We start from the raw sequence: 10,756 nt of genomic DNA on the forward strand, positions 1-10,756 counted from the left end.
ACGGGATCGCGGGGTTCGACGCCGACGTCACATGCGTTCCGACGACGGCGGCCTGTCCTGAGCCCGGAGCGACGGTCCGGGTGACCGTCACGGCGCGTGTGCCGCTGCCGCTCATGCCGTCGACGCTCGGGCTCGACCGGATCACGAGTGTCCCCGTGCAGGCGACGGCCGTGCAGAAGGTGTCGCGTTACCAGGAGGCGCAGTGAGGCGCCGCCCGATGCCGGCCGACGACGAGGGCAGCATCCTGCCGCTCGTCCTGGGGTACGCGGTGCTCGCGATCGCCCTCGTCCTCGTGTGCGCGAACGCCACGGCCCTCTACCTGGCGCAGAAGCGACTGGACGCGCTCGCCGACGCGGCGGCGCTCGCCGCATCCGATGGCTTCACCCTGACGCTGGAGGGCGACGAGCCGCGCGCCCGGCTGGACGAGGATCGGATCCGCGCCCAGGCGCAGTCGGTCGTCGATGCGGCGCCGCGCGACCCGGCCCTGGTGGCGGCGACCACGCACGACGGCGTCTCGGTGACCGTCACCGTGACGTCGGCGTGGCATCCGCCTGTGCTCGCGCCGTTCGTGCCCGACGGCGTGGCCCTGACATCGACCGCGACGAGCCGGAACGCGCTCGACTGAGAGTCAGGCCGAGACTGTCGGCGAACCGGACCCCGGCGAGCGGCGCAGTGCGAGCACGGTGAGGTCGTCCTCGGGATCACCCGCGGCCGCCCGCTCGACGACGGCCTCGACGACCTGCGCCGCGGATGCGTCGCGCGGCAGCTCGGCCCAGACCGCCATGAGGTCGTCGATCGATCCTCCGACGGCGTCGAGGACGCCGTCGCTCACCACGAGCAGCAGGTCGCCGGGATCGATCTGCGCGTGCGCGGCGACGCGGGGCTCATCCGGTGCGATGCCCAGCGGGAACCCGTTCGCCTCGAGCCGGCGCACGGCACCGTCGCGGGTCAGCACCGCCGAGAGCCCGTGCCCCGCGTCCGTGTACGTGATCCGGCCCGTGGGGGCGTGGACGAAGGAGCGGAAGGCGGTCACGAAGGCCCCGGCGTTGTCGAGGTCTCGCGCCATGCCGCGCTCGGCCTCGACCAGCGGCTGCACCACGTCCTCGCCGCCCCCGTGGGCGCGCAGCAGCGAGCGAGTGGTCGCCGCGAGGATCGCGGCGCCGGTGCCCTTGCCCATCACGTCGGCGAGCGTGAGCACGACGCCGTGATCGACCGTGTACCAGTCGTAGAAGTCGCCGCCCACGCTCCCGGCTGGAACGAAGCGCGCCGCCAGGTCGTACCCGGGCACGCGCGGCGAGCCCTTCGGAAGCAGCCCCGCCTGCACCTGCGCGGCGCGGCGCAGCTCGCGGCGCTCGGCGGTGACGTCGCGGAGCACCGTGATGATCCCGCTCGCGGGTTCCGGCAGGCGGGCCGCCGTGAACGTGACGATCCGCTCGTCGCTCACTCCCACGGGCTGGACGAGAAGGTCGACCTCGACGGTCTCGCCTTCGGGGAGCGCCGCGGCCAGGGCGGCGGCATCGCCGTCCAGCGGGGTGCCGTCCATCGTCCGGACCCCCGCCAGGTCATTGCTCGTGGAGAGATGCAGCGCGCCGCCGTGGAGCGCGGGGTGGCCGGGACCGAGAAGCAGGATGTCGGCGGCGCGGTTGCGCAGGATGACCGCGCCGTCGGGATCGACCACACGCACGCCCTCCGACATGTTCTCGATGATCGTCTCGAGCAGGGTGGACTGCTCCTCCGCCTGCCGCCGGGCCTGCCCGAGTTCCTCGAGCAGCAGCTCGCGCTGGTCGCGCTCGGCCGCCAGGGCGAGGCCGATCACGATCGCCATCGCGATGTAGAGGTGAGCCACGGCGATCTGGGCCGACGGCTCCGTGATGCTCGCGAACGGCCCTCCGCCCCCGAGGATCGTGACGAGGATCACGGCTGTCGCGACCAGCACCCCCTGCAGCATCACGAACACGGTGGGCAGCCGTGCGCCCGACCAGCACGCGAGGGCGAGCAGTGGGAAGACGAGGTTCAGGTGCGCGTACTCGACGAACCAGACCCAGTGGATCACGGGGCTCAGGAAGAGCAGCGCGTACCACTCGATCGGATGTGCGCGAACCTGGAGATGCGATGTGGTGAGCGCGCGGACGCCGCCGCCGGACGGGTTCCGCCGCGCGAAGTCGATCAGCGTGAACCCGAGCGGGACGCCGACGAGAATGCTCACGGCGTTGCGCACCCACCACAGGACCGTGATGTTCCAGTCCCAGCCGTTTCCGACCAGGAGCGACCCGGCCCCCAGGAGCGGTGCCGACACCAGGGGGCCCGCCACCGCGGCGCCGATGAACGCCCACAGCTCACGCCGGCTCTGGATGCGCGTGCCGCGTGCGGCCCAGATGCGGGGACAGCCGACGCGGATGATCATCGCGCACACGAGAACCTGGATGACGGCGGCAATACCGCCCGCGACGGCCGTGGCGACGCTGCCGCCGGTCCACAGCACCAGCACGGTGGAGATCACCGCGATGAGCGCGTGATCGAGCGCCGGCCATGGACGCCCGGCTCGCGCGACGATCCAGAGGACCGAGATCCCTGCGGCCGGCATGACCACACCGATGCCCGTGTCCGCGAGCACGGCCTGCCGGGCGAGGGCGAGGACGAGTCCGTAGAGCACGGCATATGCCGTGATCGTGAGCGCGTCGTACGCGCCGAATCGGGCGGTGGGCGCGACCGCGCGCTGCGGCGCGGCAATGCGTGCCGTCACTTCGACCTCCGTCGGTGTCCCCCCGCCGCTGGCTCGCAGCGCGACCGTTCACCCGAGCGTAGCGATTCCGCGGGCGGCGACGGCTCGACCGGCATCTCGGTCGACGCCCCTCAGTGTGCGTTCAACGGTCCGACACGAAGCGCGGCACCCAGCGCACGAACGCCAGCGCACCCAGCAGACCGACCAGGCCGATGCCGCCCGCCGCGACCGACAGCGACGCGACGGCCGTCAGCCCCGAGACCACGAGCGGGCTGAGCGCGCCGCCCGCGTCGGTGATCGTGCGCCATGCGCCGAGGAACGCGGCCGGGTTGTCCTTGGGGGCGACGTCGGCGCCGAGGGTCAGCAGGATGCCGCTCGAAAGGCCGTTCCCCACCCCGATCACGACCGCGAACACCCCGAACCACATCGCGGCGGAGGACACGTCATGCGTGAATGCGAGCGCGATCATCGCGCCGCCCATGAGGATGAGCGACGGCACGGCGGCCCACAGCCGGCCGAAGCGGTCCATCACCTGGCCGCTCGCGTAGAACAGAGCGAACTCGAGCGCCCCCGCGATGCCGACCACGAGTGCGATGGACGACGAGTCCAGGCCGATCGACAGGCCCCACAGCGGCAGGATCGCCGGGCGCGACGCGCGCACGAACGACAGCGATGCGGCCGCGACCCCGAGGCGCGACAGAACGCGGGTGTTGCGCCGGATGGTGCCGAACATCCCGAGGCGCTCCCGCGTCGGGATCGATCCGGTCACGGCCTCTCCCGTGTCCTCGGGCTCGACGGCCCCCTCGGCGGGCGTGGCGGTGCGAGCGGCCTTCTCCTCGGGGTCGGGGCCGAACGTCACCAGCAGGCCCACCACCACGAGGCACGCGCCGAAGAACCAGATGCTCGCCTGCTCCTGGCCGAAGATCCCGAGCAGGGCGGCCGAGACGAACGGGCCCGTGAAGGCGCCGAGGCGGAACGAGCCGCCGAGCAGCGACAGCGAGCGTGCGCGATAGGCGAGCGGCACGCGCGTGGTCATGAAGGTGTGCCGCGCGAGGGCGAACGCGGCCGCGCACAGACCGACCAGGAACACCGACAGCATCAGCACACCGAGGTGCCGGGACAGCAGCATGCCCGCGATGCCGAGCAGCGAGACCGCGGCCGCGGCGGCCATCGTGTACCGCTCGCCGAGCCGCGACACGAGCCAGCCGGCGGGCAGATTTCCGCACAGCTGCCCGACGACGATCATGGCGGTCACGAGTGCGGCGGTCGCAAGGTCGGCGCCGTACTCGCGCGAGATGATCGGCAGCAGCGGCAAAATCGCGCCCTGGCCGAGCGAATAGATCGCCGTGGGTCCGTAGATCATGGGCGCGTACCGGCGGATCGCCTCCGCGGCCGTGCCCGATCCGCGGTCTTCCGCTCCGGATCCCTCGCTCGCCATCGTCTCCACGCTACTCGCGGCTCGCCGCGGCTCGGCCCGCGCGGCGGCGCACCCGGCCACGATAGGCTGGGGCGTCATGCTTGATTACGATCCTTCCGCCGAGATCCAGGCGCTGCGCACCACGTTCGCGAACATCCGAGAGGTGGTCGACGTCGACTCGCTGCGCTCCGAGATCGCGAGGCTCGAGAAGGAGGCGTCAGAGCCCGGGCTGTGGGACGACACCGCCAACGCCCAGCGCATCACCAGCGCGCTCAGCCACGCCCAGGCGTCGCTCGCGCGCGTGCAGGGCGTCGAGCGCCGCCTGGACGACCTCGAGGTGCTGGTCGAGCTCGCCAACGAGATGGGCGACGAGGACTCGGTCGCCGAGGCGCAGAAGGAGATCGCCGACCTCGAGAAGGTCATCGGCGACCTCGAGGTCAAGACGCTGCTCGACGGCGAGTACGACGACCGCTCGGCCGTGGTGACGATCCGTTCGGGTGCCGGCGGCGACGATGCCACCGACTTCGCCGAGATGCTGATGCGCATGTACCTGCGCTGGGCCGAGCGCAACAAGTACCCCGTGAAGGTGCTCGACACCTCCTACGCCGAGGGCGCCGGAATCAAGTCGACCACGTTCGAGGTCGACGCGCCGTACGCGTACGGCGTCCTGTCGGTCGAGGCCGGCACGCACCGTCTCGCGCGCATCAGCCCGTTCGGCTCGGCCGACAAGCGGCAGACGAGCTTCGCCGCCGTCGAGGTCATCCCCGTCATGGAGGAGGCCGTCGAGGTCGAGATCCCCGAGGGCGATCTGCGCGTCGACGTGTTCCGCTCGTCCGGCCCGGGCGGTCAGTCGGTCAACACGACCGACTCCGCCGTGCGCCTGACCCACCTTCCGACCGGCATCGTCGTGTCGATGCAGAACGAGAAGTCGCAGATCCAGAACCGCGCCGCGGCCATGCGCGTGCTGCAGACCCGACTCCTGCTGCTGCAGAAGGAGGAGGAGGCGGCCAAGAAGAAGGAGCTCGCCGGTACGATCACGGCCAGCTGGGGCGACCAGATGCGCTCGTACTTCCTCTACGGCCAGCAGCTCGTGAAGGACCTGCGCACGGGCTTCGAGTCGGGCAACCCCGCCACCGTGTTCGACGGCGACCTCGACGGCTTCATCAACGCCGGCATCCGCTGGCGCAAGCGCAAGACCGACGACTGACCGGAACGCCCATGAGCTCGCCCGACGACGACGCCCTTTCCTGGGACGGTGACGAGGACCTGCGATCCCCGGCGCCGAAGGAGAAGTCGCGGTCGCTGCCGCGCGGCCGGCGCGCCGTCGGCCGGGGGAGCGATGGGGTGCCGACCGCCAGGGCAGACGACACCGAGGCGCCGGAGCCCGAAGCCGAGCCGGAGCCCATGGGCAACGCCGCGCTCATCGGCGTCGGCGTGCTCGCGGGGATCTACACGCTCTACGCCGTCGGCTGGGCGCTGGGCAGCTTCCGCCTGCGCGACGTCCAGACGGCCGGCGGCGGAGTCGCCGACGTCATGTTCCAGGCCGCCATGCTGCTCGGCATGCTGTCGCCCGTGATCTGGTTCTTCGTCACGATGCACGTCACGCGCCGCGGCCCGCGCTGGAAGCGGTTCGTCGGACTCGCCATCGGCATCGTGCTGCTCGTGCCGTGGCCCTTCGTCATGATGGGGGCGATCGGACGATGACCGGCATCGAGACGCGCCGCACGGCGCCGACCTGGGCGGTCTGGGCGATCGCCGGCGTCTTCGCGCTGCTGTTCGCGTACGCGGTGTGGACCGCCGTGAACTACCTCGTCGCCTGGGTGCAGGCCGCCGGGGCGGCGGGACAGTCGCTGAGCGCGATGGGCTGGGTGGTGTGGATCCTCGCGATCATCCTGCCGATCCTGCTCTTCGGCGTCGCCCTCGCGCTGGGCCGGCGCCGGGGCGCGCTGACCCTGACGCTGTTCCTGCTCACGGCCCTGTCGCTCGTGGCGGTGTTCTGGCTGAACGTCGTGGCGTACACGACGATCGTGCCGATCATCGCCTGACGACGACCCGTTGGCGTCGGGACGGATCGAGCGGCTCCGGTAGGCTGACACCATCGCGCTCCGATGGCGTGGCGCGACGGACATGCCCCGCCCGCGCACTCCCCACCGCGCACGCCTCGAAGGATTCACCTTTGCCGAAGCCGATCGTCGTCATCGCCGAAGAACTCTCTCCCGCAACGATCGAGGCTCTCGGTCCCGATTTCGACATCCGCACGGTGGACGGAACCGACCGACCCGCGCTGTTCGACGCGCTGGCGGAGGCGAACGCGGTGCTGATCCGCTCCGCCACCCGCATGGACGAGGAGGCGCTCGGCCACGCGCCGCAGCTCAAGGTCATCGCCCGCGCGGGCGTGGGCCTCGACAACGTCGACATCAAGGCCGCCACGACGGCCGGCGTCATGGTCGTCAATGCCCCGACCTCCAACATCATCTCCGCCGCCGAGCTGACGTGCGGCCACATCCTCAGCCTCGCGCGTCACATCCCGCCGGCCTCGACGGCCCTCGCCGGCGGCGAGTGGAAGCGCAGCAAGTACACGGGTACCGAGCTGTTCGAGAAGACCCTCGCGGTGGTCGGTCTCGGCCGCATCGGCGCGCTCGTCGCCGCGCGCATGCAGGCGTTCGGGATGCGCGTCGTCGCGTACGACCCATACGTCACGCCGCAGCGCGCGCAGCAGCTGGGCGTCGAGCTCGGCACGCTCGACGAGGTGCTCGAGCAGGCCGACTTCCTCACGATCCACATGCCCAAGACGCCCGAGACGACCGGCATGATCTCCACGGCTCAGCTGAAGCGGATGAAGCCGACGGCGTACGTCGTCAACGTCGCGCGCGGCGGCCTGATCGACGAGGCCGCCCTTGCGCAGGCGCTGCAGGACGGTGAGATCGCCGGCGCCGGTCTGGACGTGTTCACGAGCGAGCCGCCCAAGGACACCACGCTGACGGGCCTGCCGAACGTCGTGGCGACGCCGCACCTCGGCGCGTCGACCGAGGAGGCGCAGGAGAAGGCGGGCGTGTCCGTCGCGAAGTCGGTCAAGCTCGCGCTGGAGGGCGACCTGGTGCCGGACGCCGTCAACGTCGCGGGCGGTGTGATCGACCCGTTCGTGCGGCCCGGCATCGCGCTGGTCGAGAAGCTGGGTCAGATCTTCAGCGGTCTCGCCCGCAGCGCCGTCACGAGCCTCGACCTCGAGGTGCGCGGAGAGCTCGCCGCGTACGACGTCAGCGTCTATCGCCTGGCCGCGCTCAAGGGCATCCTGACGAATGTCGTCAGCGAGAACGTCTCCTACGTCAACGCGCCGCTGTTCGCGGAGCAGCGCGGCATCGAGACGCGCATGACGGTCGAGACCGAGAGCCCCGAGTACCGCAACGTGACCACCCTGCGCGGCACGCTTGCCGACGGCAGCGTGCTGAGCGTCTCGGGCACGCTCGCCGGCACGCGGATGGTGCAGAAGATCGTCGGCATCAACGGCTACGAGATCGAGGTGCCGATCGAGAAGCACCACGTCGTGCTGATCTACAAGGACGCGCCCGGCGTCGTCGCCATCTACGGCGCGAAGTTCGGCGCCGCCGGCATCAACATCGAGGGCATGCAGGTCGCCCGCGAGCAGGCGGGCCTGGCCCTCAGCATCGTCACGGTCGACCAGCGCGTGCCCGACGAGGTGCTCGCCGAGATCGGTCGTGACATCGACGCGCCGGTCATCACGCAGATCGAGATCACGGCGGAGTGACCGTGGGCGCCCCCGGCCTGACGAGCCTTGCGCTGCGGGCCGGGGAGCGCTTCGACTACGGCGACGTGATTCTCGTCGCCCAGCCGCCGCGCACGCCGGATGACCCGCGCGTCTGGGCGGAGACGGTCTTCTCCGCCGCATCGCTGCCGGTCGCGGTGCGTGCCCTGTTCGGCGTGAGGATGGCGCTCGCGCCGCTGCTGGGGCTGCGCCCGGCGCCGAAGGGCGTGTTCGACGTGCGCGAGGTCGTCGGACAGGAGGCCCTGATGGCCTTCGACGACGATCACCTCGAGTTCCGGTGCGCGGTCGCCGTGGATCCGGTCATGCGCGTCGTGCGGATGACGACGATCGTGCGCCTGCATAACTGGCGGGGGCGGCTGTACTTCGCCCCGGTGGGCATCCTGCACCCCTGGATCGTCCACGCCATGCTGCGGCGCTGCCGCCGCGTGCTCGCCGCTCGCGCGGCGCGCTGAGCGCCTGTCGTCAGTCGGCGACGGCGGACTGGACCAGCCGGATGAGCGCGGCCAGCGCCTCGCCGCGGGGGACAGGGCCCGGCAGATCGTTCATGAGCGCCGAGTTGACGTAGATGCCGTCGCTGACGAGCATCACGAGATCCAGGGCGATGTCGTCGCGCACGTGCGGCCGCAGCGCCTCCGCCCAGCCGGCGCGCACCGCGGCCAGCTCCGCAGACGCGGTGCCGTTGCCCCCGTGCGCGAGCCTGCTGACGGCATTGATCGCGCGGTCGACGGGGAGGCCGACGTCGCCTGAGGTGGACAGGAAGGAGGCGAGGGGGCCCTCGGGTGCGCGCTGCAGGTCCTCGACGTTCTCGGCTGCGAGGGTGCGTAGGCGCTCGAACAGGCCGTGCTCAAGCGCCTCGCGGGATCCGAAGTGGTACAGCAGTCCGCCCTTGGAGACGCCCGCCTCCCGGGCGACGCTCTCCAGCGTCGCGGCGCGCTCGCCCTCGCGGATGAGCAGCTGCTCGAATGCGTCGAGGACCTTCTCGCGGGCGTGCGGCGGGCGGGTCATGCCGTCCACCCTCTCATGCCCAGGCAATGCCGAGCCGTGGCCATTACTGTACCGTCGAGACGGTATAGAAAAAGGAGCCAGTCGGATGACGATCACGACGTCGACGCAGCAGATCGCGGACCAGCGGACGGACTGGCGCGGATGGGTCGCACTCGCGGTGCTCATGCTGCCCGTGCTGCTCGTCTCGGTGGACAACACGATCCTGAACTTCGCGCTGCCCGCCATCGCGCGGGATCTGGAGCCCTCCAGCGCCGAGCAGCTGTGGATCATCGACGCGTACTCGCTGGTGCTCGCGGGGCTGCTCGTGACCATGGGGTCGCTCGGCGACCGCTTCGGCCGCCGCCGCATGCTGCTGTGGGGCGCCGTCGGGTTCACCGCCGTGTCGGTGCTCGCCGTGTTCGCTCCCACGGCCGGATGGCTCATCGCCGCGCGCGCCGCGATGGGACTGTTCGGCGCCTCGCTCATGCCGTCGACCATGTCGCTGCTGAGGGGGATCTTTCCGAACCGGGATCAGCGGCGCATCGCGATCGCGATCTGGGCGGGCATGTTCTCGGCGGGCGCCGCTCTCGGACCGATCGTCGGCGGCTTCCTGATCGAGAACCTGCCGTGGCAGAGCGTGTTCCTGCTCGCCGTGCCCGTGCTGGCCGTGCTGCTGGTGCTCGCGCCGATTTTCGTGCGCGAGAGCCGCGACCCGCATCCCGGCCCCGTGGATGCAGCGAGCATCGTGCTGTCGATGCTCGCGCTCGCGCCCGTCGCCTACGGCATCAAGGAGGTCGCGGTGCACGGCTGGGCCGGCGCCGCGCCCATCGCGGTCGGCGCGCTGTTCGGGTGGCTGTTCGTGCGGCGCCAGCTGCGCATGCCCACGCCGATGCTCGACATGTCGCTGTTCGCTCGCGCGGCGTTCAGCGGCTCACTGCTCGTCAACCTGTGCAGCGTGATCGCGCTCGTCGGCTTCCTGTACTTCGTGTCGCAGCACCTGCAGCTGATCGTCGGCCTCAGTCCGATGGTCGCCGGCTTCGCCCTCGTCCCGGGAATGGCGCTGTCGATCCTGGGCGGCCTGGCCGTGACGCCCATCGCGCGGAGGTTCTCGGCGGCGGTCGTGGTGCCGTCGTGTCTGTCCCTGGCCTTCGTCGGCTACCTCCTGGTCGCGGCCGCGGGCGGTCATGACCTGTGGCTGCTCGTCATCGCGTTCGCTCTGCTCGGTGCGGGGGTCGGCGCGGCGGAGACGGTCTCGGGCGAGCTGATCCTCGCCAATGCGCCGGCGGCCAAGGCCGGTGCTGCCAGCGCCGTGTCCGAGACCGCCTACGAGCTCGGAGCGGTGCTCGGCACGTCCGTCCTGGGCGGGATCCTGACCGCCTCCTACCGCTCGACGCTCGTGATCCCCGCGGGGGTGCCGGACGTCCTCGCCGGGCATGCGCGCGAGACGCTCGCGGGTGCGATGAACGCCGCGGATGAGCTCGGGGGACCGGTCGGGCGTGCACTGCGCGACGCCGCGGCCCACGCCTTCGACGGCGGCGTGACGGTCACATCGCTCATCGGCGCCGCGCTCGTGGTGCTCGCCGCGCTCATCGGCGCCAGTACGCTGGGAAGACGCCGAAAGGCCGCCGCGGGCTGAGCCGCCTCGCGCCGGCGAAGCGAGAAGGAGAGCGATGTCGCGCGTTGTGAAGCTGGCGGTCATCCCCGGCGACGGGATCGGCCCCGAGGTGATCGCCGAGGCGGAGAAGGTGCTCGACGCCGTCACCGCCGGGTCCGAGGTCACGTTCGACAAGACGCGGTTCTCGCTGGGCGCGGGCCGTTATCTCGAGACCGGCGACACGCTCACCGACGA

General features: G+C 71.4%; 11 protein-coding genes and 1 pseudogene. 9 read left to right on the forward strand and 3 right to left on the reverse strand.

Annotation, left to right across the window (positions count from 1 at the left end; translation table 11 throughout):
• Nucleotides 1-206 (forward strand): annotated as a pseudogene (locus RIF89_RS06995) (TadE family protein); the annotation flags it as partial.
• Nucleotides 207-217: 11 nt separating this feature from the next.
• Nucleotides 218-625 (forward strand): pilus assembly protein TadG-related protein, encoded by a 408-nt coding sequence (locus RIF89_RS07000; RefSeq protein WP_309068413.1) that lies wholly within the window; start codon nucleotides 218-220, stop codon nucleotides 623-625.
• Between the two features lie 3 nt (nucleotides 626-628).
• Here RIF89_RS07000 and RIF89_RS07005 read toward each other — a convergent pair whose 3' ends face one another.
• Nucleotides 629-2,743: a SpoIIE family protein phosphatase gene (locus RIF89_RS07005; protein ID WP_309068414.1), complete on the reverse strand. Its 2,115-nt coding sequence runs from the start codon at nucleotides 2,741-2,743 to the stop codon at nucleotides 629-631.
• Nucleotides 2,744-2,864: 121 nt separating this feature from the next.
• The gene (locus tag RIF89_RS07010) at nucleotides 2,865-4,160 is read right to left on the reverse strand and encodes an MFS transporter (RefSeq protein ID WP_309068415.1); all 1,296 of its coding nucleotides are present in this window, start codon (nucleotides 4,158-4,160) and stop codon (nucleotides 2,865-2,867) included.
• Nucleotides 4,161-4,236: 76 nt separating this feature from the next.
• On the opposite strand from RIF89_RS07010, the gene prfB reads away from it, so the two are divergent.
• From prfB to RIF89_RS07035, 5 genes are all read left to right on the forward strand, one after another.
• A complete protein-coding gene (gene prfB / locus RIF89_RS07015; RefSeq protein WP_309068416.1) occupies nucleotides 4,237-5,346 on the forward strand; it encodes a peptide chain release factor 2 in 1,110 nt (369 codons plus the stop codon).
• 11 nt (nucleotides 5,347-5,357) lie between these two features.
• Nucleotides 5,358-5,843, forward strand: coding sequence for a hypothetical protein (locus RIF89_RS07020; protein WP_309068417.1), 486 nt, complete (start codon nucleotides 5,358-5,360; stop codon nucleotides 5,841-5,843).
• Nucleotides 5,840-6,184, forward strand: a complete 345-nt coding sequence (locus RIF89_RS07025; protein WP_309068418.1) for a hypothetical protein — start codon at nucleotides 5,840-5,842, stop codon at nucleotides 6,182-6,184. Before RIF89_RS07020 ends, RIF89_RS07025 begins: the two co-directional genes overlap by 4 nt.
• A gap of 131 nt (nucleotides 6,185-6,315) precedes the next feature.
• Nucleotides 6,316-7,905, forward strand: coding sequence for a phosphoglycerate dehydrogenase (gene serA / locus RIF89_RS07030; RefSeq protein WP_309068419.1), 1,590 nt, complete (start codon nucleotides 6,316-6,318; stop codon nucleotides 7,903-7,905).
• A gap of 2 nt (nucleotides 7,906-7,907) precedes the next feature.
• Nucleotides 7,908-8,375 carry a DUF2867 domain-containing protein gene (locus tag RIF89_RS07035; protein WP_309068420.1) on the forward strand — a complete coding sequence of 156 codons (468 nt, stop codon included), beginning with the start codon at nucleotides 7,908-7,910 and terminating at the stop codon, nucleotides 8,373-8,375.
• A gap of 10 nt (nucleotides 8,376-8,385) precedes the next feature.
• On the opposite strand, the gene RIF89_RS07040 is transcribed toward RIF89_RS07035, so the two are convergent.
• Nucleotides 8,386-8,928, reverse strand: a complete 543-nt coding sequence (locus tag RIF89_RS07040) for a TetR/AcrR family transcriptional regulator (protein ID WP_309068421.1) — start codon at nucleotides 8,926-8,928, stop codon at nucleotides 8,386-8,388.
• 85 nt (nucleotides 8,929-9,013) lie between these two features.
• Here RIF89_RS07040 and RIF89_RS07045 point away from each other — a divergent pair, with 85 nt between their 5' ends.
• Both RIF89_RS07045 and RIF89_RS07050 read left to right on the forward strand, forming a co-directional pair.
• On the forward strand, nucleotides 9,014-10,543 hold the full coding sequence (locus RIF89_RS07045; RefSeq protein WP_309068422.1) for an MFS transporter: 1,530 nt from the start codon (nucleotides 9,014-9,016) through the stop codon (nucleotides 10,541-10,543).
• A gap of 34 nt (nucleotides 10,544-10,577) precedes the next feature.
• A partial coding sequence (locus tag RIF89_RS07050; protein WP_309068423.1) for an isocitrate/isopropylmalate family dehydrogenase occupies nucleotides 10,578-10,756 on the forward strand: 179 nt, incomplete at its 3' end.

The organism is Microbacterium sp., assembly GCF_031178525.1.
Classification (GTDB): Bacteria; Actinomycetota; Actinomycetes; order Actinomycetales; family Microbacteriaceae; genus Microbacterium.

Excerpts from the sequence above, each read along its gene's own strand:
- RIF89_RS07000 (WP_309068413.1), top strand. The coding sequence starts at position 218 with ATGCCGGCCGACGACGAGGGCAGCATCCTGCCGCTCGTCCTGGGGTAC.
- RIF89_RS07010 (WP_309068415.1), bottom strand. The coding sequence starts at position 4,160 with ATGGCGAGCGAGGGATCCGGAGCGGAAGACCGCGGATCGGGCACGGCC.
- prfB (WP_309068416.1), top strand. The coding sequence starts at position 4,237 with ATGCTTGATTACGATCCTTCCGCCGAGATCCAGGCGCTGCGCACCACG.
- RIF89_RS07020 (WP_309068417.1), top strand. The coding sequence starts at position 5,358 with ATGAGCTCGCCCGACGACGACGCCCTTTCCTGGGACGGTGACGAGGAC.
- RIF89_RS07025 (WP_309068418.1), top strand. The coding sequence starts at position 5,840 with ATGACCGGCATCGAGACGCGCCGCACGGCGCCGACCTGGGCGGTCTGG.
- RIF89_RS07040 (WP_309068421.1), bottom strand. The coding sequence starts at position 8,928 with ATGACCCGCCCGCCGCACGCCCGCGAGAAGGTCCTCGACGCATTCGAG.
- RIF89_RS07045 (WP_309068422.1), top strand. The coding sequence starts at position 9,014 with ATGACGATCACGACGTCGACGCAGCAGATCGCGGACCAGCGGACGGAC.